We start from the raw sequence: 23,969 nt of genomic DNA, 5'->3' as shown, positions 1-23,969 counted from the left end.
ATGCTATTGGCAGGCGACGCCGAGCGGGGCCCAGCCGACGCGGCTAGGCGTACCGCGGCAGGTCCCGCGTCGCGATCGTCCACTCCCCGATCGTCACGTCCTCGCCGTACACGAAGTCCTTGCGGACGGCGTACCGCGGGCCGTCCGGGGTGACGTGGATGTCGGTGAAGACGGCGCCGCTGCCGGTACGCGGATCGAAGATCGCGTAGATCGGGATGCCCATCAGGGGGTAGTCGCGGACCTTGCCCACCCAGTCGTTGTCGGGGTTGGAACGGGAGACGACTTCGATGGCGGCGAGGAGGGTGCGGGGGTCGAAGGACCCGTCACCCTCCATGTCCGACTCGGCAATCACCATGATCTCGGGACACCGCAGAACGCCGATCTCCTCGTCCTCGACGTCCGGCATACCCGAGTGGACCACCAGGCGTTCCGGCGTCAGCTTCTCCAGCAGCCGCCTGACCCGGGCAACCGTGAATTCGTGCCGCGCCGAGGGTGTCGGCACGTCGTGGACGAGCCCCTCCCGCGTGATCTCCAGCTTGCCTGGGATACGGCGCTGGGAGCCCTGGACGAGCGCCCGCAGAGCACCGTATCCACGGCACCTCACACCACCCATCAGGCCACGCCCCCATCGGGAGGCGGATCCAGCCGTTGTCCGCCCTCGCGGCACTCTCGGCAGAGTCCCGCCTCTCTTGCTCTGAAGGCCCGTTCGCAGCCGTCGCAGGTCTGGAACGGAGCGGGGCCGGGGGTCGTGGGCTCCGGGGGCGGCGGTGTCTCGGGGAGGGGCGGCGGAAGCAAGGCCGTCAGGCGGTGTGCGACCAAGCCCGCCGGATTGCGGACGGGGTCCGGGAGATCCGCGCTCAGCGCTCTTCGGACGGCCTCCGGGGGCACCCCGCGTTCCAACCAGGCGGCCACGCCCGGCGCGAGGCGATCGATCTCCCGTACGGGGAGGAGGAGGCGGGCGTCGTCCCGGCGCAGGTTGGCGAGGAGCGCGGTGGCGGTGGTGTGGTGCTGGGCGGAGCGGGGGCGGGGCAGGAAGGGCCGGGGCTTGGCCTTGGCCGCCCGGGTGGTCGGTGCGGTGATGAGCGCGGATGCAGGCGCCTTCGGCCGCACCGGACACTGCGTACGGACCCCTGCCGGTGCCGGGGCCCGTTCCCGCGCGTCACCCGAGCGCTTGGCCTGCCGCGCTCGTGTCACCTTCGGGTTGTTGTACGCGTAAGTGACGGTCACCAACCGGCCGTCAGGCAGGCGCTTCTTCACTCGCTGCAAATACCCGTGCTTCTCCAGCTCTCGCAGGCCGGACGCGATGCGCTCACGCCCCTCAGGGAACTTCTCCGCCAGCGTACGAATGTCGACCGGCGAGCCCTCCGGCAGCGAGAGGATGTGCACGCCAAGGCCGATCGCCGTCATCGACAACTCGGGGTGCTGAGCGAGGTGATCGCCAACGATGCTGAAGCCGGATTCCTGAAATTCGGTCACCTTGTGTACTCCTACGGGGGACCGGCGAACCGTGTACGGCGCGCCAGTGGGCGCGTTAAGCTTCTGCACAGCCATCGGGAAGGTGCTTCTTCCTAGGTGGTCAGGCCCTCGACCGGGATGCCAGTCCCGCCGGGGGCCAATTGCTTGTCTGGGATTCGCGAACGCCTCGAACTGGCGTTGCTGCCGAGCCTGCACCCGACCACATCGGAAAAGCCAGCCCAGAGCCACCGGATCACTCCACCGTGTGACACAGGCGTGCGAACCTGCGGAGTTCGGTTGGGTTCGGTTTGGTTGGTTGGTTTTTTCCCCCGTGGTTATGGGTCTTTAGGGCGGCCCACTTCACCGACGCCAGTTGCGCCGGGTCCCGGTCAGCCCCACATCGGCAGGCCGAACTCCGCCCACACGGTCTTGCACGGGAACGGCCCCCGGACCGTCCCCCAGCGGTCCGCGAGCGCGCCGACGATGAGCAGTCCGTGGCCGGACTCCCCTGCCACCGGGGCCCGTTGGGACGGAATCCGGTCACCGCGTGCGTCCGTGACGCCGACACAGAGCGTGTCCGCGTCAGCCGCCAACGCCAGCCGGAAGTCCCGCCCCGCAACGCGTCCGTGCGAGACGGCGTTCGCGGCCAGCTCGGCGATCACCTGACCCGGGGCCTCGAACGGCAGCCCCCAGGAGCGGAGTTGCTCCGTCCCGAGGAGGCGGGCGAGACGGGCGCCACGGCGGGTGGCGGACAGCTGGACGCGGTAGAGCAGCTTGGGCTCGGCAATTTGCTGATTCACGTGACTCAGCGTGGTCGGGCGCACCTACTCTGAACAGTAATGACGTCGATACGTTCGGTGATGTCCAAGAACTGGACAGGACGTCTCGGCTGTCCAGGAGGTGAGGCACATGCACGGCGATGCCACGGACGACTCAAGCTGGGCACTCGATCCCGAGGACGACGTCCAGCCGTCCGTCGAGATGGTAGGTCGCCAGCTGAAGTTGTGGAGGACGGCAGCGGGTCTGCGGGCCGCCGACTTCGCGAAGCTGATGGGCTACAGCGAGGGCCTGATCTACAAGATCGAGCAGGGAGTTCGGATCCCGCGCCCGGAGTATTTGGCCAAGGCGGACGAGATCCTCAAGGCAGGCGGAAAACTTGCCGGGATGCGGGATGACGTGGAGAAGGCCCGCTACCCGAAGAAGGTCAGGGATCTGAAGCGGTGGGAGGACGAGGCGGTAGAACTGGGCACGTACGAGAGCCACAACCTGTACGGGCTCTTGCAGACGGAAGAGTACATGCGGGCTCTGTACGAGATGCGGCGCCCGGCCTGGTCACCGGACGAAGTGAATCGACTGGTGGCAGCCCGTATGGCTCGATGGTCGATTTTCGAACGCACCCCGGCCCCCGCGCTCACATTCGTCCAGGAAGAGGTCACCATCAGGCGTCCCCTCGGGGGGAGAATGGTGCACCGGCGACAGCTCGAACATCTGTTGGATGTGGGCCAGTTGAGGAACGTTGAGATCCAGGTCATGCCGACTGATCGTGAGGATCACGCAGGCATGGGTGGCCAGATCGAGGTGATGAAGTTTGCTGACGGTGGCGCCGTCGGCCACTCGCTGCACCAGTTCGGCACCCGACCCGTCTCTGACCCGAAGCTGATCCGAATCCTCGAACTGCGCTATGGAATCATCCGATCCCAGGCCCTCACGCCCCGGGAATCGCTCGCCTTCATCCAAAAAGTGCTGGGAGAAACATGACCCTCAAGCCTTCTGCCGGGACTGCGTCCAAGCTGGAGTGGTTCAAGAGCAGCTACAGCAGCGGCAATGAGCGTGATGACTGCATCGAGGTCGCAAGTACCCCCGCCACCATCCACATCCGTGACTCCAAGGACGCCGACGGGCCCCACCTGCGCGTCCCCCCGGCCACCTGGGCCGACTTCGTCGCGTTCGCCCGGCGCTAGACGGGATCCGCTAGGCGGCGATCCGGCTCAGGCCCAGGACCGCCAGTTCCGGGTCGTCCCGGAGTTTGGCGAGGGCGCGCGAGACGGCGCTCTTGACCGTGCCGATCGAGACCTCCATGACCTCGGCGGTCTGGGCCTCGCTGAGGTCCTCGTAGTACCTGAGGACGACCATCGCGCGCTGTCGCGCCGGGAGCCGCATGATCGCGCGCCACATCGCGTCGCGCAGACCCTGGAGCTCGGCCGGGTCGGGCGCGGGCGTCGGGTCCGGCTCGGGCAGCTCGTCGCAGGCGAACTCCTCGACCTTGCGCTTGCGCCACTGGGAGGTGCGGGTGTTGATCAGCGCGCGGCGCACGTAGCCGTCCAGCGCGCGGTGGTCCTCGATGCGCTCCCAGGCCACGTACGTCTTGGTGAGCGCGGTCTGAAGGAGGTCCTCGGCGTCGTTGGGATTCGGGGACAGGGACCGCGCGGCGCGCAGCAGAACCGGCCCCCGGGCCCGTACATAGGACGCGAACGACGGGAACGTCGCGGGCGTCGAGGCGCTTGTGCACGCAGTCGTGGTCATGTGTTCCACGCTAGGAGCGGGGGTGGGTCGCGGGCGTCGGCCCAAGGTGCCGAAGCGGCGTCCGCCTCAAGTTGTACGGGCGACGCCCTCCGCACCTCCTCAGGGGGGAGCCCCCCGGAGGCTCCCCTAGGGGCGTACCGGCCGCCGGCCCGGCCGCTCCCCCTATCTCTCCCGCCCCAGCACCAACCCCGACGTGGGCACCCCGGTGCCCGCCGTGACCAGGGTGTGCGCGGGGGCGTCGGCCTGGTTGGGGCTGGTGCCGCGCAGTTGGCGGACGGCCTCGGCGATGCCGTTCATGCCGTGCAGGTACGCCTCGCCGAGCTGGCCGCCGTGGGTGTTCAGGGGGAGGACGTCGGCGGCGACGAAGTCGGCGGCCTCGCCGGGGCCGCAGAAGCCGAACTCCTCCAGCTGCATGAGCACGAAGGGGGTGAAGTGGTCGTAGAGGACGGCGACGTCGATGTCGGCCGGGGTGAGGCCGGAGGTGCGCCAGAGCTGGTCGGCGACCACGCGCATCTCGGGGAGGCCGGTGAGGTCGTCGCGGTAGAAGCTGGTCATCTGCTCCTGGGCGCGGCCGGCGCCCTGGGCCGCGGCGGTGATCACGGCCGGGGTGTGCGGCAGGTCGCGGGCCCGTTCGACGGAGGTGACCACCAGTGCCTGGGCGCCGTCGGTCTCCTGGCAGCAGTCCAGCAGCCGCAGTGGTTCGACGATCCAGCGGGAGGCGGCGTGGTCGGCGAGGGTGATCGGCTTGCCGTGGAAGTACGCGGCCGGGTTGCGGGCGGCGTGCCGTCGGTCGGTGACCGCGACATGGCCGAAGGCGTCCGGGGTCAACCCGTAGGTGTGCAGGTAGCGCTGGGCGGCCATGGCGACCCAGGAGGCGGGGGTGAGCAGGCCGAAGGGGATGTTCCAGCCGAGCGCGGTGCCCTCGGCGGAGGGCTCGCGGTGCTGGACGCCGGCGCCGAAGCGGCGGCCGGAGCGCTCGTTGAAGGCGCGGTAGCAGACCACGACGTCGGCGAGGCCGGTGGCGACCGCGAGGGCGGCCTGCTGGACGGTGGCGCAGGCCGCTCCGCCGCCGTAGTGGACGCGGGAGAAGAAGGTCAGTTCACCGATGCCGGCGGCCTGCGCGACGGTGATCTCGGGGTTGGTGTCCATGGTGAAGGTGACCAGGCCGTCCACGTCGTCCGGGGTCAGCCCGGCGTCCGCCAGGGCGGCGTGCACGGCCTCGACGGCGAGCTTGAGTTCGCTGCGGCCGGAGTCCTTGGAGAACTCGGTGGCGCCGATGCCGACGACGGCGGCGCGGCCACCGAGGGTGTCGGGGCGGTGGCGGGTCATCGGGCGTCCGCCGCCGGCTCGACGGTGACGGTGACGGTTCCGGTGACGTGGTTGCCCAGGCCGTTCGTGCCGACGACCCGGACCTCGGCCGTGCCGCCGTCGACGGCGGTGACGGTGCCGCTCAACACCATGGTGTCTCCCGGGTAGTTGGGCGCGCCGAGGCGGATGGCGACCTTGCGCAGGACGGACCGCGGGCCGAAGTGGTCGGTGATGTAGCGGCCGACGAGGCCGTTGGTGGTCAGGATGTTCATGAAGATGTCGGGGGAGCCCTTCTCGCGGGCGGCCTCGGCGTCGTGGTGCACGTCCTGGTAGTCGCGCGAGGCGATCGCCCCGGAGACGATCAGGGTGCGGGTGAGGGGGAGGGCGAGGGGCGGGAGCTCCAGGCCGGGGCGGAGGGCGGCGGGCGGGGCCGTGTCCTTGGCCGTGTCCTGGGCGGGGGCCTCCTCGGCCGTCGCGCCCTCCTCGAACGATGCGCCCTCCTCGGCCGTCGCGCCCTCCGCGACCGCCGCGTCCGCCTCCGCCCGGAAGACCGGAAGCGTCAACTCCTCGTCCGCCCGCAGGAATTCCAGCCTCACCGGCATCCCGATCCGCACCCGGTCGTACGGCACCCCGACCACGTTGCTGACCATCCGCACCCCTTCCGCCAGCTCGATCAACCCGACCGCATACGGCCCTCCCGCACCGGCGTCACCAGCAGCATCGGGGCCACCGGCGGTCGCACCGAAGGCCGGGAACGGCGGGTGGTGCATCACCACGTACGAGTACACGGTCCCGGCGCCGCTCGCCTCGACGGTGTCCCAGTCCGCCGCACCGCACCCGTTGCACCCCGGAAGCCAGGGAAAACGCAGCATCCCGCAGCCGCCGCAGCGCTGGATGAGCAGCTTGTGGGCGGCCACGCCTTCCCAGAAGCCGGCGTTGTCCCGGTTGACGACCGGCCGGGGCCGCCGCTCCGTGGCCGAGCGGGTCCGCCTCTCCGGCACCGTCCCGGGCCGCTGCCCCGGGGAGCGCCCGCCCGCGTCCCGCCCCTGTGTGCCGCGACCGGCCGCCGGCGTGTACTTGAGGATCCGGAAGCGGTGCGTTCCGGCCTTCTCGCCGTTCGCCCGGACGTCCATCCGGGTCGTGATGAAGTGGCCGGTGCCCAGCTTGGTGGTCTTGCGCGCCGACACCGACTCGATCAGCGAGTCGAAGGTGATCACGTCGCCGGGGCGCAGCGGACGCAGATACTCCTGTTCGCAGTCGGTGGCGACGACGGAGGTGTAACCGGCGCCGTCGAGCAGCGCGAACAGCTCGTCGTGCGCGGGGTTGCGGCCCTGGTGGCCGGAGAGCCCGCCCATCGTCCACGCCTGGAGCATGGTCGGCGGGGCGACCGCGTCCGGCCCCTCGTAGGCGGGGTGGGCATCGCCCATCGCCTCGCACCAGTGCCGGATCATCACCGCGTTGACCGGGTCCTTCCCCACCCCCTCGGCTGCCGCCCCCCGCCCCTCGAACGCCTTGAGCGCCCGCTCGTACGCGTCTCCGTCGGGCGCGCCATCCGCCCGCTCGCCCCCACTGGCCCCATCAGCTCCATCGGCCTGGACAACCCCACTCACCGCTGTCGCCCCCTCCGCATCCCCGGTCGCGTCGTGGCCACGCTCTCCCGCTGCGCCTCACCGGCCCCGCCCTTGCCCGTCGCGCCCGCGCGATACGCGCCGGTGCGAGACGGGTCCGTGCCTTACGCGCCCGTGCGATACGAGTCCGCGACGAGCGACGGCCGGGCGAACGAGCGAGCGGGTTTCTGACTGTCCGTCAGAAACCCGCTCGCTGTCAAGGTCCGCGCGATGAACCCCAGAGCGGCCCACCGGCCCACCGCGCGGCACCTCGTATCACCCTCCGGTCAACCGCCGCACCAGGGCGCGGCGGGCCGGCTCACCAGATCTGGTCGAAGTCGACGTTGGCGTTGTCCTGGTCGATGACCGTGAAGCCGTGACCGTTCACGCTGGCGGTGTTGTTCTGGTTCGACGCCCCGGGACCGTTGGCCACCTGCTGGCCGGTGGTGGAGTTGCCGAAGTTGTTGTGACCGACGCCGGTGCCGATCTGACTCGTGGCGGCCGAGCTCGACCCGTTGTTCGCAAAGCCACCGTTGTCGGCCTGCGCCACGCCGGTGCAGAGCGCCGCCGCGAAGGGCAGTGCGAGAGCGACCGCGATGACACGGGCGGTACGGGTGCTTGCCATGTCTTCCTCCTACGGAACGCAACTTCTAGGTACTGATGGGTGCTGATGGGTCCTGGTGGGTGCTGATGGGTTGTGGCGTGCTGGATGCCGGTGTGCGGGCCGACCGCCGGACCGTCTTCCGGACCGGGGCCCGACCTCCTGGGCCCCGCTCCGGACGACCGGTCCCGGCCGGCCGTGAAGCACCAACTCCATTGGTTCACCGGGTAGTTGGCCGACCACCGCGGTGCCTTCCTCGACGTCGCGACCTCAGGATTGCCCACCCGCCCACCGGAGAAGCCCTGGCGAAGACCGATTCCCTCGCAAGCATGAGAAAGCCCGGGTAAACCCCGACGCCTCCACTCGCACCCCCGAAACACCCCGCGATCCCGCGCTCATCCGCCACAACCCGCTCCCCGCCCGGGCAACGCGCGCCCCCCGTCCTTCCACAAGACCCGGCGCATACGTGATCTTCACCGCACACCCTCTCCGGCCCCCTTCCTTTCATCGAACATCCGTACGAAAATGAATCCATGGCCACGCCCCAACGCCATACCGCACGGAACAGCGCACGGATCACCGCACGCCCGGCGGCGGCCCTCCCACCCGAGACCCCCGACGCACCCCCGGGCCCCCTCCTCGCCCCGGCCGACGCCCACCACACCGCCCTCGCCCACGCCCTCCTCGCCGCCGAGCGCGGCCACCCGGTCATCCCCCTGACCCGCACCAAACTCCCCGCCCTCCGCTCCCCGCACCACGAGGACACGCACCGCTTCCCCGACGACACCCACGGCACCCCCGGCCACGTCCAAGGCAGCCCCGGTGACGTCCGCCGCCCCTCCGACGCCCGCCGCGCCCCCGCCGCCCCGCCCTGCCACGGCGCCTGCGGCCGCCTCGGCCACGGCGTCCACGACGCCACCACCGACCCGTTCGCGATCCGCCGGATGTTCGCCGCCGCCCCCTGGGCCACCGGCTACGGCATCGCCTGCGGCCGCGCCCCGCACCACCTCGTCGGCATCGACCTCGACACCCGGCACGGCGCCGACGGCCCCACCGCCCTCCGCCTGATCGCCGAGGCACACGGCTTCGCACTGCCCCCGACGGTCACCGTCCTGACCCCCTCGGGCGGCCGCCACCTGTGGTTCACCGGCCCGCCGGCGCCGCCCGTCCCCAACTCCGCCGGCCGGCTCGCCCCGGGCATCGACGTCCGCGGCAGCGGCGGCTATCTGGTGGGCCCCGGCTCCCTCACCGTCCACGGCCGGTACGCCCTCGCACCGGACACCCCGCGCCGCCCCGCCCCGGCCCCGCCCGCCCTGCTGGCGCTCCTGCACCCCCCGCTCGGCACCCCGCCGCACGCGGAACGCCCCTTCCCGCCCCACGGCGCCCGGCAGCCCGCCGCCGCCCTCCTCCGCTTCGTCCGCGCCTCCCCGAGGGGCCAGCGCAACACCCGCCTCTTCTGGGCCGCCTGCCGCGCCTACGAAACCGGCCTCGGACCGGAACTCGCCGAGCGCCTGGTCGCCGCCGCCCGCCACACCGGCCTGCCGGAGCCCGAGGCCCGCGCCACCATCGCCTCCGCGGCCCGCCACTGAAGCAGCCCGGGAGCGGGCCACCTGCCCACCCCCGCCCCACCAGAATCGAACGAGTGAACGGTGCGAGCGGTATCCTTCCGATGTGGCTGACAAGCAGAAGACCTACGACTTCCCCCAGGACCTGCGGGAAGCACAGCTGGAGCTGCACCAGGTCCAGTCCGCCCTCGCGGACCTCTACAAGCGCCTGCCGTGGTCGGTCGAGCCCCTCCCCGGCTGGACCCACAGCAAGGAAAACGGCCGCTTCCACGAGACCGAACGCGCCGACTCCCCGGGCTGGACCGACGAGGAGCAGACCCAGGTCGCCACGCTGCGCGCCCGCACCCTCGAACTCGCCGAACGCGTCGTCACCCACGACTTCTGGACCACCTGCGACGACGCCCCCGCCGCCCGCTCCGCCCTCAAACACCTCCACGCACAGGAAGAGGCGTCCGAGGTCGAACAGGCCCTGGGCGAATGACCCACCCGGCCACCGACCCACCGTCCGCACATACGAAGAGGGGCGCCCGGCCTCGCCGGACGCCCCTCTCCCGCAGCTGACTCACTGCCCCTGCGGAGGCTGTGGGATTTGAACCCACGGTGACGTTGCCGCCACGACAGTTTTCAAGACTGTTCCCTTAGGCCGCTCGGGCAAGCCTCCCCGCGGCGCCGGAGTGCGGTGCCGCGGGGATCAGATTAGCGCGTCACTTGTCGCCCGTGCGCTGCCCCAGGGTGACCTGGGTGGTGTGCTCCTTGCCACCGCGCTTGTAGGTGAGCGTGACGTGGTCGCCGGGCTTGTGCTGCCAGATCTCGCTGATGAGGGTCGGGCCGCTGTCGATCACCGTGCTGTCGAGCTTGGTGATGGTGTCGCCGGGCTTCAGGCCGGCCTTGGCGGCCGGGCCGCCCGGAGTGACCGCGTCGGAGCCGCCGTTGCCGGTCTGGGCGATGGTCGCACCGTCGCCGCTCTCCCGCATGCCCACCTGGACGCCTATCTGCGGATAGACCGGCTGCCCCGTCTTGATCAGGTCCTCCGCCACCCGCCTCGCCTGGTCGATGGGGATCGCGAAGCCCAGGCCGATGCTGCCGGACTGGCCGGATTCGCCGCCCAGCCCGCCGCCGTTGCCGGCCGACTGGATCGCGGAGTTGATGCCGATGACGTTGCCGCCGGCGTCCAGCAGCGGGCCGCCGGAGTTGCCGGGGTTTATCGACGCGTCGGTCTGCAGGGCGCTCATGTACGAGGCGCTGCTGCCGCCGCCGTCGCTGGAGGCCACCGGGCGGTCCTTGGCGCTGATGATGCCGGTGGTGACCGTGCCGGACAGGCCGAAGGGCGCGCCGATGGCGATCGTGGCGTCGCCGACCTGGACGTTGGCGGACTTGCCGAGCGGGAGCGGGTTGAGCGTGGCGCCGGCGGCGTTCTTGAGCTTGATGACGGCGACGTCGTAGCCCTGGGCGTGGCCGATGACCTCGGCGTCGTACTTCTTGCCGTTGGAGAACGTCGCGGTGAGCCGGCCGCCGTCGGCCGCGCTGGCGACGACGTGGTTGTTGGTGAGGATGTGGCCCTGCTTGTCGTAGACGAAACCGGTGCCGGTGCCGCCGTCGCCCGACGCGCCCTGGGCCTCGATCGTGACGACGCTGGGCAGCGCCCGCTGCGCTATCCCGGAGACGGAGGTGGGCTTGCGGTTCAGCGCACCGGAGTCGCCGGGGGCGGAGACCGTCGTGGAGTTGCTGTCGTTGCGGCCCGCGGCCCAGTAGCCGATGCCGCCGCCGACGCCGCCCGCGACCAGCGCGGCGACCAGCACCGCGGCGATCAGGCCGCCGTTCCGCTTCTGGGGGGCCGGGTGGTGGTGGCCGGGCGCGGCCCACGGGTCGCCGGCACCGCCGGGCGGGGGAGCGCCCCAGCCGCCGGCCGCACCGTGCCCGGCCGCGGCATACGGGGCGGCGGGGGCAGTGGGTGCGGCGGGGGCGGCGGGCTGCTCCGGGTGCGCGGCCGGGGTCGGGGGGAGCGGCTGCGTGCGGTCGTCGTGCGCGGGCGGTTCGGCGTCACCGGGGGCCGCGGCCTGCGGGGCGTAGTCCGGCGGCGGGGGCGCCGCGGGGGGCGTGGCCGGCGTGGCGGGCACGGTCGGGGCGTCCTGAGACCGGTCGCCGGAGGCGGGCGCGGGGGCGCTGTCCGGCTGCGGTCCGGTCGGCGGCTTGGCCTCCGACGGGACGCCGGCTCCCTCGTTCTCGGTGCTCACAGCTCTCTCCTCAGTCAGCGTGCTTCACGGCGGTGCCGGTCCGGGGGACCGGGCCCCGGCCTTCCGGCATCCGGGTCTCCGCGGTATTCCAGCATCCGCGATCCCGCCGCTCGGGGCGAGTCCCGGCCGTCCCGTCGATCGTCCGGCGACCCGCTCAGGGCCGGCCACGGTGCACCACCGCCCGGCCCGTCTCCACCCAGCCTCCCCAGCCTCCCCCATGGGCCGTCAGAGCACCGTAAGCCGAACCTGTGACTTATTCGCCGTATTGCCGGTCATACCGGATCAAACAGGACAGCCTCTCCCTCTACGTCATACGCGGCCCGCGCGATACGCACGGTGTGTGCGGCGATCGGGCGACCCGGCAACGGGTACGCGCGGGGTCCGGGGCCGGGGTCCGGGGCCGTCGATCTTCCCGCGGGCGGGCCGTCGGCGCCGGATGACACGATGACGCGGTGACCTATCGACGCCCCACCGAGGACGCCCGCCCGGACCGGCCCGCGATCGTGGCCCACCGGGGCGCGTCCGACGACGCGCCGGAGCACACCCTGGCCGCCTACCGCCAGGCGATCGAGGACGGCGCGGACGCCCTGGAGTGCGATGTCCGGATGACCGCCGACGGGCATCTGGTCTGCGTCCACGACCGGCGGGTGAACCGCACCTCCAACGGGCGCGGCGCGGTCTCGGCGCTGGAGCTGGCCGACCTCGCGGCGCTGGACTTCGGATCCTGGAAGGACGTCCTGGCCGCGCAGGGCGTTCTGACGGACCCGACGCGGGCCGACGGCCGGCCGGTGGACGCCGACGAGGAGCCGGACCGGCAGAACGAGAACGCCGAGCGGACGTCCGTACTGACCCTGGAGCGGCTGCTGGAACTGGTCGCGGACGCGGACCGGCGGGTCGAGCTGGCCATCGAGACCAAGCACCCCACGCGCTGGGCCGGGCAGGTCGAGCAGCGCCTGGTCGACCTTCTCGCGCGCTTCGGCCACACGAAACCGGCCACCCGCGACTGGACGCCGCCGGTCCGCGTCATGAGCTTCTCCGCCCGCTCCCTGCACCGCGTGCGCGCCGCCGCGCCGGGCATCCCCGGCGTCTACCTGATGCAGTTCCTCACCCCCCGCCACCGGGACGGCCGGCTGCCGCCGGGAGTGCGCATCGCGGGCCCCGGCGTACGGATCCTCCGTGCGCACCCGGAGTACGTCACCAGGGCGCACCGGGCGGGCCACCGGGTCCACGTCTGGACCGTCAACGACCCGGCGGACGTGGAGATGTGCCGCGAACTGGGCGTGGACGCGATCATCACCAACCGCCCCAAACAGGTACGCCTCCAACTCGACGCCGGCCGCGACCTGTCGGATCCGCCCGCCGGCAGACCCTAGACCCTTACAGGGTGTGCACCGGCGCATTCGGTCCGTAGGCGGCCGTATTGAGTGCGTCACTGTGTGCCGGTTGGCCGGTTTCCGGTCCAGTCCATTGGGGCATCCATCCCCTGGCGTGGGGCAAAGGAGGTCTCGGGGGTGGCGTTGGTGGTGGCACAAGAGGTGCCGACGTCGTCGATCATGGCCGTACCCCATGGTCCAGCGGGTGTGGGCATGGCCAGGCGACGCATGCGAGAAGAGCTGTTGGCAAGGGGAGTTCAGGACACAGTCGTCGATGACGCGACCCTGGTCCTCTCGGAACTACTGAGCAACGCGTGTCGCCATGCGCGTCCGATACACGAGAACCGCACACCGGATTCCGACGGCACGTCAGGCGACCCCGGCGGCTCCGACGGCTCCGTCCGCGCTTCCTGGCGCATCGACGGCCAGGGGCGGCTGACCATCGCGGTCACCGACGGCGGCGGTCCGACCCGCCCGATTCCGGCCACACCGTCCATCACCGCCCGCGGCGGCCGCGGGCTGGCCATCATCCGCTCGCTCGCCAAGGACTGGGGCGTCCGCGACAGCGCCCGTGGCGAGGTGACGGTCTGGGCCGCGCTCTCCCTTCAAGGCGCTTTCGCTACGCGCGTGGACCTGGCGGCCGACCTGACGGCCGATCTGGCGACGGACCTGTCGTCCGACCTCACATCCGAGTTGGCGACCGACCGCACGCGCGAGCTGACCGGGCTCCCGCTCTCCCTGCGGAAGTCCCGCACCGGCGGCCCGGCCCGCCCGCACCGCAACGGCCGCGGCCCGGCGGGCCCGACCTTCACCGAGTTCGACGAACTGCCGTAGCGACGGCACCCGGCGCACGCGACGCGCCCGCCCTGAGCACCCACCCCGGCGTACTCACGGCGCTTACGGCGATGTTGGTGGCGCCCCGGACGCCGGTCTCCTTTAGGCTCGCGCCGGAACGCGTCCGTACGACCAGGAACCACCAGGAGACACCGTCGCCATGGCCAAGAAGCGCCGTCCCCAGCCCCGGGCCGCAGCAGTACAGACCAAGGACGGCGCCCGTTGCGCGGCGCCCGAGGGTTCCTACCCGGTGGTCGGCGCCCGCGAGCCCTGCCCGTGCGGTTCCGGCCGCCGCTACAAGGCGTGCCACGGCCGGCAGGCGGCGCACGCCGTCACCGAGTTGGTACGGCGCCCCTTCGAGGGGCTGCCCGGCGAGTGCGACTGGGTCGCGCTGCGTGAGCTGGTGCCCGCCGCCACCGCGTCGCTGACGCTCAAGGGCGGCCTGCCCGAGGGCGTCCCGTCGGTGACGCTGGCGACCGTGCTGCCGATGGCCTGGCCCGCGCTGCGCCGGGACAACGGCGCGGTGCTGCTCGGCCTGCAGAACGACACCTCCTCCGGCGACATCAGCCGGGACCTCGCCGACACCCTCCAGCGGGCGCTGACCACCGAGCCCGGCCACCCGGTCGCGGCCGGCCGGCCCCCCCTCGACGGCCCGCGCCTGCAGGACCTGCTGGATCCGGACGCGCCTTTTGAGCCGTCCGTCCACACCGGCTTCGAGTTCTGGGTGGAGAACGCCGAGAACGCCACCGCCGAGGTCGCCGCCTCCCTGGAGCGGGCCAACGCCGCGGCCATCCCGACCGCCCGGATTCCGGGCCTGGAAGGCGCGTACTGGTGCGAGGCGCCGGAGAAGAACCACCTGCGCTGGGTCACCGCGCACCCCGAGGAGCAGCTGCTCGACGCGCTCGCCCGGCTGCACGCCGCCGGTGCCTCCTCACTGGGCGAAGGCACCCGGCTGGTGGGCTCCTTCCGGGCACACGGCCTGGTCGTCCCGGTGTGGGACCTGCCGTCCTCGATGGGCGCCGACGAGGTCGCCGGCCCGGCCGCCGCCTTCCAGGAGCGGCTGGCCAAGGCGCTCGCCACGGACACCCCGCTGACCGCCGAGGAGCGCCGGGCCCGCGGCGGTCTCACCAACCGTCAGGTCACCCTGAGCTGACCCGCACCGGGCCCATCTTGGGCGTGACGCCCGTCACAGAATCCCGGGCAACTCCCCGTACTCAACGGTGAATCCGCGTCCGGAATTCCACGATCGAATTTGCGAACCGCCGATCTCTTGTTACGGTTCTAAAAGCCCGGTCGCTGGTGCATCCCCCGTCGCCAGCGACCGGGCGCTTCCATGTCCGGATGCCGCCACCGGCACCGGTCGGCCCGCCCCGTCGCGGCCGGGCCCTCAGCGCCCCGAACTCCCGCCGTCCGGCGCCGAGTTGCCGCTGGAGCGCAGCAGCAGCCGCTCCCCCGCCGCATCCGAGAACTCCGCCACCGCGCCGTACGGCAGCCGCGCCCCGCGCACCGTCGGACCGCCCGGCGTCTCGCACACCCCCGGCACCCCGCCCGCCGGTACGACGCAGTACGCCTGGACGCTCCGGCCGTCCGGACGCAGCAGCGTCAACGCGGCACGCACCGGGTCACCCGAGGAATTCCGGAAGAAGGTGCGCGCCCAGGTGCGGCCGCCCTCGGTGAGCACACAGGTCTGGGCCGTGATCCGCTCCCGGGCGGTGAGTTCGGGGCCGCAACGGGTGGTGCGGGCGGGGCCGGAGAGGAGGGGCAGACCGAGGTCGGTGAGCGGGCCGGCGGCCGCGGGTGTGCCCGCCGACCCCGAGGGTTCCGGGGCGCCGGGCGGGAGGAGGGAGTCCGCCGGGCCCGCCGTAGCGGCGGCCAGGGGGACGGCGAGGGCGAGCACGGCGGTGCCGGCGAGCCCGGTCAGGCGGAGAATCCGCGCACGCTGCATGGGACCCACTTGCAAGTGACGAGATAGGCGGGGGAGCTGAGAAACGCGAGGGATATACCGTCCGCGGCATGGCGGGCGATATGTCGAACTTATCGGGCGGCAGGGGTGGCACCCGGTGCCCGTACACGCGATTCCCGTAGGTACGGGGCAGCTCACACCCTTACGGGTGAACCGGAGAGGTGCGTTTTCCGGCCACCCGTGGGACCTCCGCGGGACGGCGGCTCAGTACGCGAGCCGACTGCCGCCGTCGGGGCTGCCGGCGCTCGCCGTCACCAGCGCGTCGACGATCGTGGCCACCTTGGGCAGCCAGGGCACGGCCCGGGATGGGGGTCCCCCCTGCTCGAACAAAGTTGAGCGCTTGGGGGACGCCGGCGGGCGCTCCCAGCGGACCTTGCCGGCGCCGGTCGGGGACGGCGGCAGGACGAGGTAGCCGCCCTCGCCGTGGAAACGCAGCGAGCTGGGCACCCAGTCCTGCGAGCTGAGCAGCTCCCCCAACTCCGGTAGGCCGTAAGGCGATACGAGCAGCGACCAGCGGGTGGGGGTGGCCACCACGGGGCCGGTGCGGACGCCGAAGTGGTCCAGCGCGGCCAGCGCGCGGGCCCCGGCGACGGCCGGCAGGCTCACCGCGCACGGCGCACGGCCGCCGGTCGCCAGGACGACCGGGGCGTCCGGGCGGTTGCTCCACCACCAGCGCACCATCCGGGCGTCGGTGGTCGCCGCCAGCAGCCCGGGGTCGAAGGGGTGCGCGCCCGGAACCACGCAGTCGGGGTCGGGGCAGTTGCAGCGGCGGGGCACCCGCTCGCCGAGTCCGAGCCGCCCGGCGGCCTGCTGCCGGCCGGCGGGCCGCAGTCCGACGCCCGGGAGGACCGGCCACTGCCACTCGGTGGCGCAGTGGAGCGCCGCACCGAGCAGCGCCGACCTCCCGCTGCGCCGGAACAGGGGCTTGCGTCGCCTTCCGAGGATCTCGCGCATGAGCGCTCGTTCCTTTCCGTTACGCCGAGGGCTGGTCCTTCGCGTACTTCGCACCGCATACCGATGAGCTTGTTGGTGCATGTCGTTCGCACCTGCGGTGGTGGTGCTCCGGGCCGGTACGGGGTGGTGCTGCTGCCCGGTCGTGCGGTTGTGGCCGGCCGGCCCGGATCGTGCGACCCGGAGGCCGTTCGCGCTCGATCACCACACACGGCGCTCTGGTCACCGCATGTACGAGGCAGCGCATCACGCCGTACACCGGGCGTGGAACGTGGCGGAGGGTGGCGCGCGCATGGCGCTTGCGCTTCCGGTGGTGCCATCCCGCCACTGGGGAGTGCGTCGCGGTGGTCGCCGTATAGGACGCCGGTGCCGGCCGGAGAGTTCCGGTGCGGCCCCAACTGCCCCCGCACCTATCCGAGTACGTACCCGCCACAGTGGATATGACGCGCTACTGATCGCCGCAAGGAGACCTCAAATTGACGCCCGGGGGGCTCTTTTCAGGCCAATCTACAGACCTCGTTGACACCACAAACCCCAAAGGGACAGTGCTGGACATCACATCACTGGTGCGTGTACATGTGGAGGCATTGATAGCGGAGCAGCATGACATGGGGGTTTGCGATGCTATTGAGGAAATTGAGCGGACAGCCATACCGCACAACATCACTCAACAAAAAGCCGCACTCCCTGCCACATCGCGGCCTGACCTGGGGATTTGCCGGGCGCGACGTGGGTCGTCGGCCATGACCGCCCCTCACGTACCGAAAGTGGCTGGAATCGAACCAGCTCTTCCCTCTCCCACGCACACTACCGACCCTCATGGGGCGCCCGCATCCGGTGACCCCGCCTCCGGCACCTCCACTGACGCCCCGTCCGGCGCCGCCGACGCTCCCGAGGACGGCTCGGCCCCCACCGCCCCGGACACCGCCGACCTCTCCCCCGTGGACCGGATCGCCGCCGTCCAGGACCGGCTGGCCGGCTGGATCTCCGATCTCAGCACCCTGCACGATCTCACCGAACAGCTCGCCCGCACCCGCACCTTGGAGGACGCCCTCCACGAACTCCTGCGGGCCGGCGCCTTCCTCGTCGGCGCCCGCCGCGGACTGGTCGTCCTGACACCGCAGGACGGACTCGGCCCGGAGACCACCGTCGGCCTGGGCCTGGGCCGCGCCGAGATCGGCCACATCGAGACCGTGCCGCGCCGCGCGCTGTCGTACGCGCGGATACTGGACGGCCTGCCGGAGCCCGGCGCGGGCGACGACGCCGAGGCCCGTACCGAGATCGCCGAGCCGGACATCCCCGGGGAGAAGGACCTCGACCCCCGCCTGCGCGAGGTCGCCGCCCGCCTCGGCTACGCCGCCAGTTACGCCGTACCGCTCACCGCCGGCCCGGTCGGCCGGCTCGGCGCCGCGGTCTGGCTCTACGACGAACCCGCCGAGCCCGGCGACCGCCGGCGCCACCTCGTCGGCCTCTACCGCGCCCACGCCGCCGAGCACCTCGCCCGGCTCCTCGAACTCCACCGCAGCCGGCACGACGCCCGGACCCTCCGCAACGAACTCCTGCCCCGCAGGCTGCCGCGGATCCCCGGCGTCCGGCTCGCCGTGCGACACGCCACCGGGCCGCGCGGCGGCGGCGACTGGTACGACGCGCTGCCGCTGCCGGACGGCGCGCTGGGCCTGGCGGTCGGGTCGGTCACCGGGTCCGGGCCGAGCGCGGTGGCCGCCATGGGACGGCTGCGGGCCTCGCTGCGCGCGTATGCCGTCATGGAGGGCGAGGACCCGGTCGCGGTCCTCTCCGACCTCGAACTGCTGATGCGGCTGACCGAGCCGGCCCGCAGCGCCACCGCGCTGTTCGCCTTCACCGAGCCGTCGCCGGGCGCGGCCGGGGCGCCCGCGTCGCCGGTGCCGGCCGGGATGGGCGGCCCGGCGCCGCGCAAGATGGTGCTGGCCGGGGCCGGCCACTGCCCGCCGCTGATCCTCGGTGATCTGCGGGCGGAGTTCGTGGAGACCTCGCTCTCCGCGCCGCTGGGCATGCTGGCCTGCTGGGAGGCGCCCAGTGTGGAGATCCAGCCGGCCCGGGGCGAGACCGTGCTCCTCTACAGCGACGGGCTGCTGCACCGCACCGGTGAACCGATGGACCGGGCCTTCGCCCGTCTGCACTCCGCGGCCGCCGGCGTCCCCCGGGCCGGCCGGAGCGACCCGGAGGCGGTGGCGGACCACATCGTGCGGGCCATGCTGCCGCAGGGCCTGGACGACCCCGCCTCGGAGGAGGACGTGGTCCTGCTCGCCGCGCACTTCGAGGAGTAGGGCTGCCGCTGCGGGCGGGCATCACCGCAGGTCGCAGGGGGTGGGCGCGGGGCGTCCGCCCCCTGTGGCAGGTGGTGCCGCACAGGTCGGGGCCGCCGGTCCCTGGACCGTTTTCCGCTCGCACTTACGATGGAATGCGGTTCAGTCTGAAAAGCCTTAAAAGGAGGCACGGTGACCGACGAGCTCACTCCGGAGACCCCGGAAGAGGAAGAGCAGCCGATCAAGCAGCGCAAGAACGGCCTGTACCCGGGCGTTTCGGACGAGCTCGCCGAGAACATGAAGAGCGGCTGGGCCGACACCGAGCTGCGCGGCCTGGAGCCGACCGAGCAGGCCCCGTACGCCGCCCGCCGCCGCGCCGCGCTCTCCGCGCGCTTCCCCGGCGAGCGTCTGGTGATCCCCGCGGGCGTGCTGAAGACCCGCTCCAACGACACCGAGTACCCCTTCCGGGCCGCGACCGAGTACGTCCACCTCACCGGCGACCAGACCGACGGCAGCGTGCTCGTGCTGGAGCCCCGCGCCGACGGGGCCGAGGGCCACGAGGAGACGCTCTACCGCCTCCCCCGCTCCGACCGCGAGAACGGCGAGTTCTGGCTGAACGGCATGGGCGAGCTGTGGGTCGGCCGCCGGAACAGCCTGGAGGAGTCCGCGGCGCTGCTCGGGCTCGCCTGCAAGGACGTCCGCGAGCTGGCCGGCCTGCTCAAGGAGGCCACCGGCCCGGTCCGGGTCGTCCGCGGGCACGACGCCGCCATCGAGGAGGCGCTGCACGACAAGGTCACCGCGGAGCGGGACGAAGAGCTGCGGGTGTACCTCTCCGAGGCCCGGCTGGTGAAGGACGAGTTCGAGATCGGCGAGTTGCAGAAGGCCGTCGACTCGACGGTGCGCGGCTTCGCCGACGTGGTCAAGGTGCTGGACAAGGCCGAGGCGACCAGCGAGCGCTACATCGAGGGCACCTTCTTCCTGCGCGCCCGCGTCGAGGGCAACGACGTCGGCTACGGCTCGATCTGCGCCGCCGGCCCGCACGCCACCACCCTGCACTGGGTCCGCAACGACGGCGCGGTCCGCTCCGGCGAGCTGCTGCTGCTGGACGCGGGCGTGGAGACCACCACCCTCTACACCGCGGACGTCACCCGCACCCTGCCGATCAACGGCCGCTACACCGACCTCCAGCGCAAGATCTACGACGCGGTCCACGAGGCCCAGGAGGCCGGCATCGCGGCGGTGAAGCCGGGCGCCTCGTTCCGTGACTTCCACGACGCGGCCCAGCGGGTGCTCGCCGCGAAGCTGGTGGAGTGGGGCCTGGTCGAGGGCCCGGTGGAGCGTGTCCTGGAGCTGGGCCTGCAGCGTCGCTGGACCCTGCACGGCACGGGTCACATGCTCGGCCTGGACGTCCACGACTGCGCCGCCGCCCGCACCGAGAGCTACGTCAACGGCACCCTGGAGCCCGGCATGGTGCTGACCGTCGAGCCCGGCCTGTACTTCCAGGCGGACGACCTGACGGTGCCCGAGGAGTACCGCGGCATCGGCGTCCGGATCGAGGACGACATCCTGGTGACGGAGAGCGGCAACCGCAATCTGTCGGCCGCCCTGCCGCGCCGCTCCGACGAGGTCGAGGCGTGGATGGCGGAGCTGCTCGGCAAGTAGGCGCCGCGCGCACGTGACCCCGGCGCGCCGGGGCGGGTGGCTCAGTCCTCCCGCCCCGGCGCGCCGTCGTGTTCCCCGAGGGCGTACGCGCCGGCGCGGGCCGCGGCCCACACGGCGGTGGCGGCGGACGCGCCGAGGCCCGGCTCCACGGGGCGGCGTTCGATCAGGATGCGGTAGTAGAAGGGCGCGCCGAGGGCCGCCACCACGGCCTTCGGGTCGGTGTCCGGGGGCAGCTCGCCGCGCGCGACGGCGCGCCGCACCATCGCCCCGGCCAGCGTCAGCCGCTCGTCGAAGAAGGTCCGCAGCGCACTGGCCGCCTGGGGGTCGCGGGCCGCGGCGGCGACCACCGCCTCCAGCACGCGGCGGGGCCCGGCGGAGCCGTAGAAGCGCTCTATCGCGTCCGCCAGTGCCCGCAGATCGCCGGGCAGGCTGCCGGTGTCCGGCAGCGGTATGTCGTTGCTCATCTCCGTCAGCAGCTCGCAGACGAGCTTGTCGACGCTGCGCCAGCGGCGGTAGAGCGTCGCGAGGTGCACCCCGGAGCGCTGGGCCACCCGTTCCATGGTCAGTGCGGCGAAGCCGCCGTCGTCCAGTTCCTCGGAGACGGCGGTCAGTACGGCGCGGCGGGTGCGCGCCGTACGTCCCCCGGGTCGGGTCTCGCCCGGGGCCTGATGCGCGGTCGTCACGGCAGCTCCGTTACGGGGGTCGTTTACGGATGGCAGCGCGGATTGCAGTGCGGGTTCTGGCCAAGTATTGTCCAGGAGCAGATTAACGCGAGCAACTTCGCGTTAGTCGTGGTGCCGCGCTGGTCTCGCCGGAAAGGGGACGCCGCGGGGGAGGTCCTCCTCCTGCGAGACCGCGCAGCCCACGTTCTTCGGGGCGGATCACCACCCCTTCCCTGCCCGCCGGGCTTCCGGCGCCGGCTCAGCGCAGCCCGTGTCTGCGCGCCACCATCCGCTCCACCGCCGCGCCGGGCAGCAGCCGGCGCAGCAGGAAGACCGCGGGGGCGTTGCTACCGACCGCGTAGTGCGCGCGGGGGCGGGGCGCCTCGATCGCCTTCAGGACGGTGGCGGCGACCTTCTCCGGCGGGATGCCGTGCGCTTCGTTGGCGTTCAGGGCGGCCAGCATCGTCCGGTACTCGTCCGCGTACGGCGAGCCGTCGGCCAGGTAGTGGGTGCGCCGGGCGCTGATGCCGGTGGCGATGGAGCCCGGTTCGACGGTGGTGAACGCCACGCCGTAGGGCGCGACTTCGCGTCGGGCGGCGTCCGCGAATCCCTTGAGCGCGGCCTTGGAGGCCACGTAGGACGAGCGGTGGGCGAGCGGGAAGCTGGCCAGCATGGAGCCGATCATCACCACCCGGCCGTGGCCGCGCTCCCGCATGCCGGGCAGCAGGAGCTGGGTGAGCCGGACGGCGCCGAAGACGTTCAGCTGGAACAGGCGGCGGACCGCGGCCATCGGGAGCTCTTCGAAGGGGCCGCTCTGGCTCTCCCCGGCGTTGTTGACCAGCACGTCGACGGGGCCCGCCGCGGCGGCGCAGTCCTCGACGGCCGCGTCGTCCGCCAGGTCCAGCGGGAGGTACTCGACGCCGGGCAGCGGCGCGGCGATCGCCGAGGGGTGGCGGCTGGTGCCCAGGACGCGGTATCCGCGGGCGAGCAGCGCCGCGGACACCGCGGCACCGATACCGGAGGAGGCCCCGGTCACCAGCGCGGTGCGGCCGCTCACGCCAGGCTCCGGGCCAGCGCCCGTCCGGCCGCGCGGCCGGAGAAGACGCAGCCGCCCAGGAAGGTGCCCTCCAGCGCGTTGTAGCCGTGCACCCCGCCGCCACCGAATCCGGCGACCTCGCCGGCCGCGTAGAGCCCGTCGAAGAGCGTGCCGTCCGGCCGGACCACCTGCGAGTCCAGGGTGGTCTCCAGTCCGCCCAGCGTCTTACGGGTCAGCAGGTGCAGCCGGACCGCGATCAGCGGGCCGTGCGCCGGGTCGAGCAGCCGGTGCGGCTTCGCGACCCGGGTCAGCCGGTCCGGCCAGTACCCCCGCGCGTTGCGCACCGCCATCAGCTGGAGGTCCTTGGAGTAGGGGTGTGCCACCGCGCGGTCGCGGGCCACCACTTCCCGCTCGACCACCGCGTGGTCAAGGGGGGTGGACGGCTCCAGGGCGTTCATCCCGGCGACCAGCTCGCGCAGGGTGCGGCGGACGACGAAGTCCTCGCCGCGGTCCAGGAACGCCTGGACCGGTCCGGGCGCCCCCTTCTTCACCCGCGCCAGCGCGAGTTTGAGGTCCTTGCCCGTGATGTCCGGGTTCTGCTCGGAGCCGGAGAGCGCGAACTCCTTCTCCACGATGGAGCGGGTCAGGATGAACCAGGTGTGGTCGTGGCCGGTGCGGACGATGTGGCGCAGGGTGCCGAGGGTGTCGTGGCCGGGGAAGAGCGGCGCGGGCAGCCGTCGGCCGGTGGCGTCCAGCCACAGCGACGACGGACCGGGGATGATCCGGATGGCGTGGTCGGGCCAGACCGGGTCCCAGTTCTTGATGCCCTCGGTGTAGTGCCACATCCGGTCGCGGTTGACCAGGGAGCCGCCGGCCCGTTCGGCGATCTCCAGCATCCGCCCGTCCACGTAGGCGGGCACCCCGGTGATCATCGACTTGGGGGCCGGGCCGATCCGGTCCACCGGCCAGTTCTTGCGGACCAGTTCGTGGTTGCCCCCGATACCACCGGAGGTCACCACCACCGCCTGCGCCCGGAACGCGAACTCGCCCTCCGCCGTGCGCTCGGACGCCACCCCGCGCGGCCGGTCCGACGGCACCAGCGTGGTGCCGCGCACCCCGACCGCGGCCCCGTCCTCCACGATCAGCTCGTCGACCCGGTGCCGGTGCCGGAAGACCACCAGCCCGCGCTCGGCCGCGGCCCGCACCGGCTCGGCGAAGACCCGGACGACCTCGGGGCCGGTGCCCCAGGCGAGGTGGAAGCGGGGGACGGAGTTGCCGTGCCCGGTCGCCAGGCCCGCGCCGCGCTCGGCCCAGCCGACGGTGGGGGTCAGCCGCAGCCCGAGGTCGTGCAGATAGCGGCGCTTCTCGCCGGCCGCGAAGTCGACGTACGCCTGCGCCCACTGCCGGGGCCAGTGGTCCTCGCGGTCCCGGTCGAAGGCCGCCGAATCCAGCCAGTCCGACAGCGCGAGTTCCGGCGAGTCCTTGATGCCGGCCCGCCGCTGCTCGGGGCTGTCCACCAGGAACAGCCCGCCCAGCGACCAGAAGGCCTGGCCGCCGAGGTTGGCTCCGCTCTCCTGGTCGACGACGAGCACCCGGCGCCCGGCCCGGGTGAGTTCGTAGGTGGCGACCAGACCGGCCAGCCCCGCGCCTACGACGATGACGTCGGCGTCCTCGCTGCTCATGGGAGCTCCTCCACGGTTCCGTGGCGGCCGCACACGCCCCGGCCGACAGCCTTGTCGCGTCCATGTCCGTAACAACCGATACAGGAACGTATCCGATGGGCCGGGGCCACAACAAGGACCGCGGGTGCGCACGACATCCGCACCACCACAGCCGGTCCCCAGGTACGGCTTCTACTATGACGTGGACATCTGAGCGGAACGGATTCCGTGCCCGTCACCGCCGGCAGC

21 protein-coding genes, 1 tRNA gene and 1 pseudogene are annotated in these 23,969 nt (G+C 72.5%); 9 read left to right on the top strand and 14 right to left on the bottom strand.

Going from position 1 to position 23,969, the window contains the following annotated elements; translation table 11 throughout:
- Nucleotides 1-43 precede the first annotated feature (43 nt).
- From K2224_RS07185 to K2224_RS07175, 3 genes are all read right to left on the bottom strand, one after another.
- On the bottom strand, nucleotides 44-613 hold the full coding sequence (locus K2224_RS07185) for a Uma2 family endonuclease (protein ID WP_221905792.1): 570 nt from the start codon (nucleotides 611-613) through the stop codon (nucleotides 44-46).
- Nucleotides 613-1,476 (bottom strand): helix-turn-helix domain-containing protein, encoded by an 864-nt coding sequence (locus tag K2224_RS07180; RefSeq protein ID WP_260692366.1) that lies wholly within the window; start codon nucleotides 1,474-1,476, stop codon nucleotides 613-615. Before K2224_RS07180 ends, K2224_RS07185 begins: the two co-directional genes overlap by 1 nt.
- A 368-nt stretch (nucleotides 1,477-1,844) precedes the next feature.
- A complete protein-coding gene (locus K2224_RS07175) occupies nucleotides 1,845-2,255 on the bottom strand; it encodes an ATP-binding protein (protein ID WP_221905790.1) in 411 nt (136 codons plus the stop codon).
- Nucleotides 2,256-2,364: 109 nt separating this feature from the next.
- Between K2224_RS07175 and K2224_RS07170 the strand changes: the two genes are divergently transcribed.
- Entirely contained in the window at nucleotides 2,365-3,213 is an 849-nt protein-coding gene (locus K2224_RS07170) for a helix-turn-helix transcriptional regulator (RefSeq protein ID WP_221905789.1), read from the top strand.
- Nucleotides 3,210-3,416, top strand: coding sequence for a DUF397 domain-containing protein (locus K2224_RS07165; protein ID WP_221905788.1), 207 nt, complete (start codon nucleotides 3,210-3,212; stop codon nucleotides 3,414-3,416). The genes K2224_RS07170 and K2224_RS07165 overlap by 4 nt, the downstream gene beginning before the upstream one ends.
- 10 nt (nucleotides 3,417-3,426) lie before the next feature.
- On the opposite strand, the gene K2224_RS07160 is transcribed toward K2224_RS07165, so the two are convergent.
- From K2224_RS07160 to K2224_RS07145, 4 genes and pseudogenes are all read right to left on the bottom strand, one after another.
- The gene (locus K2224_RS07160; RefSeq protein ID WP_221905787.1) at nucleotides 3,427-3,978 is read right to left on the bottom strand and encodes a SigE family RNA polymerase sigma factor; all 552 of its coding nucleotides are present in this window, start codon (nucleotides 3,976-3,978) and stop codon (nucleotides 3,427-3,429) included.
- A gap of 162 nt (nucleotides 3,979-4,140) precedes the next feature.
- Nucleotides 4,141-5,307: a lipid-transfer protein gene (locus tag K2224_RS07155; protein WP_221905786.1), complete on the bottom strand. Its 1,167-nt coding sequence runs from the start codon at nucleotides 5,305-5,307 to the stop codon at nucleotides 4,141-4,143.
- 518 nt (nucleotides 5,308-5,825) lie between these two features.
- Nucleotides 5,826-6,896: pseudogene (locus tag K2224_RS07150) on the bottom strand (bifunctional MaoC family dehydratase N-terminal/OB-fold nucleic acid binding domain-containing protein); the annotation flags it as partial.
- Between the two features lie 316 nt (nucleotides 6,897-7,212).
- A complete protein-coding gene (locus K2224_RS07145) occupies nucleotides 7,213-7,518 on the bottom strand; it encodes a hypothetical protein (RefSeq protein WP_221905784.1) in 306 nt (101 codons plus the stop codon).
- A gap of 509 nt (nucleotides 7,519-8,027) precedes the next feature.
- Between K2224_RS07145 and K2224_RS07140 the strand changes: the two genes are divergently transcribed.
- Nucleotides 8,028-9,083 carry a bifunctional DNA primase/polymerase gene (locus K2224_RS07140; protein ID WP_221905783.1) on the top strand — a complete coding sequence of 352 codons (1,056 nt, stop codon included), beginning with the start codon at nucleotides 8,028-8,030 and terminating at the stop codon, nucleotides 9,081-9,083.
- Nucleotides 9,084-9,165: 82 nt separating this feature from the next.
- Nucleotides 9,166-9,540 carry a hypothetical protein gene (locus K2224_RS07135; protein WP_221905782.1) on the top strand — a complete coding sequence of 125 codons (375 nt, stop codon included), beginning with the start codon at nucleotides 9,166-9,168 and terminating at the stop codon, nucleotides 9,538-9,540.
- A gap of 93 nt (nucleotides 9,541-9,633) precedes the next feature.
- Here K2224_RS07135 and K2224_RS07130 read toward each other — a convergent pair.
- Nucleotides 9,634-9,720 (bottom strand) — tRNA-Ser (locus K2224_RS07130).
- A gap of 43 nt (nucleotides 9,721-9,763) precedes the next feature.
- Nucleotides 9,764-11,293: a S1C family serine protease gene (locus K2224_RS07125; protein ID WP_221905781.1), complete on the bottom strand. Its 1,530-nt coding sequence runs from the start codon at nucleotides 11,291-11,293 to the stop codon at nucleotides 9,764-9,766.
- A gap of 452 nt (nucleotides 11,294-11,745) precedes the next feature.
- Here K2224_RS07125 and K2224_RS07120 point away from each other — a divergent pair, with 452 nt between their 5' ends.
- From K2224_RS07120 to K2224_RS07110, 3 genes are all read left to right on the top strand, one after another.
- Nucleotides 11,746-12,666 (top strand): glycerophosphodiester phosphodiesterase family protein, encoded by a 921-nt coding sequence (locus K2224_RS07120; protein ID WP_221905780.1) that lies wholly within the window; start codon nucleotides 11,746-11,748, stop codon nucleotides 12,664-12,666.
- Nucleotides 12,667-12,879: 213 nt separating this feature from the next.
- On the top strand, nucleotides 12,880-13,500 hold the full coding sequence (locus tag K2224_RS07115) for an ATP-binding protein (RefSeq protein ID WP_399017906.1): 621 nt from the start codon (nucleotides 12,880-12,882) through the stop codon (nucleotides 13,498-13,500).
- A gap of 160 nt (nucleotides 13,501-13,660) precedes the next feature.
- On the top strand, nucleotides 13,661-14,653 hold the full coding sequence (locus tag K2224_RS07110) for a DUF5926 family protein (protein WP_221905779.1): 993 nt from the start codon (nucleotides 13,661-13,663) through the stop codon (nucleotides 14,651-14,653).
- Between the two features lie 234 nt (nucleotides 14,654-14,887).
- On the opposite strand, the gene K2224_RS07105 is transcribed toward K2224_RS07110, so the two are convergent.
- Together K2224_RS07105 and K2224_RS07100 are read right to left on the bottom strand one after the other, a co-directional pair.
- Nucleotides 14,888-15,445: a hypothetical protein gene (locus K2224_RS07105; protein ID WP_221905778.1), complete on the bottom strand. Its 558-nt coding sequence runs from the start codon at nucleotides 15,443-15,445 to the stop codon at nucleotides 14,888-14,890.
- 222 nt (nucleotides 15,446-15,667) lie between these two features.
- Nucleotides 15,668-16,417, bottom strand: coding sequence for a bifunctional DNA primase/polymerase (locus K2224_RS07100; RefSeq protein ID WP_221905777.1), 750 nt, complete (start codon nucleotides 16,415-16,417; stop codon nucleotides 15,668-15,670).
- 542 nt (nucleotides 16,418-16,959) lie between these two features.
- Here K2224_RS07100 and K2224_RS07095 point away from each other — a divergent pair.
- Nucleotides 16,960-18,720 (top strand): PP2C family protein-serine/threonine phosphatase, encoded by a 1,761-nt coding sequence (locus K2224_RS07095; protein WP_399017902.1) that lies wholly within the window; start codon nucleotides 16,960-16,962, stop codon nucleotides 18,718-18,720.
- Nucleotides 18,721-18,891: 171 nt separating this feature from the next.
- Nucleotides 18,892-20,361: an aminopeptidase P family protein gene (locus tag K2224_RS07090; RefSeq protein WP_221905775.1), complete on the top strand. Its 1,470-nt coding sequence runs from the start codon at nucleotides 18,892-18,894 to the stop codon at nucleotides 20,359-20,361.
- Nucleotides 20,362-20,402: 41 nt separating this feature from the next.
- Here the strand turns inward: K2224_RS07090 and K2224_RS07085 are convergent, their stop codons facing one another.
- The 3 genes from K2224_RS07085 to K2224_RS07075 form a co-directional block, all read right to left on the bottom strand.
- Nucleotides 20,403-21,044, bottom strand: a complete 642-nt coding sequence (locus K2224_RS07085) for a TetR/AcrR family transcriptional regulator (protein WP_221905774.1) — start codon at nucleotides 21,042-21,044, stop codon at nucleotides 20,403-20,405.
- A gap of 238 nt (nucleotides 21,045-21,282) precedes the next feature.
- Nucleotides 21,283-22,080, bottom strand: coding sequence for an SDR family oxidoreductase (locus K2224_RS07080; protein ID WP_221905773.1), 798 nt, complete (start codon nucleotides 22,078-22,080; stop codon nucleotides 21,283-21,285).
- On the bottom strand, nucleotides 22,077-23,741 hold the full coding sequence (locus K2224_RS07075) for an FAD-binding dehydrogenase (RefSeq protein ID WP_221905772.1): 1,665 nt from the start codon (nucleotides 23,739-23,741) through the stop codon (nucleotides 22,077-22,079). Before K2224_RS07075 ends, K2224_RS07080 begins: the two co-directional genes overlap by 4 nt.
- Nucleotides 23,742-23,969 lie beyond the last annotated feature (228 nt).

The sequence above is a fragment of the Streptomyces sp. BHT-5-2 genome (genome assembly GCF_019774615.1).
Lineage (GTDB): Bacteria > Actinomycetota > Actinomycetes > Streptomycetales > Streptomycetaceae > Streptomyces.
This window is presented reverse-complemented; position numbering and strand designations above follow the sequence as displayed.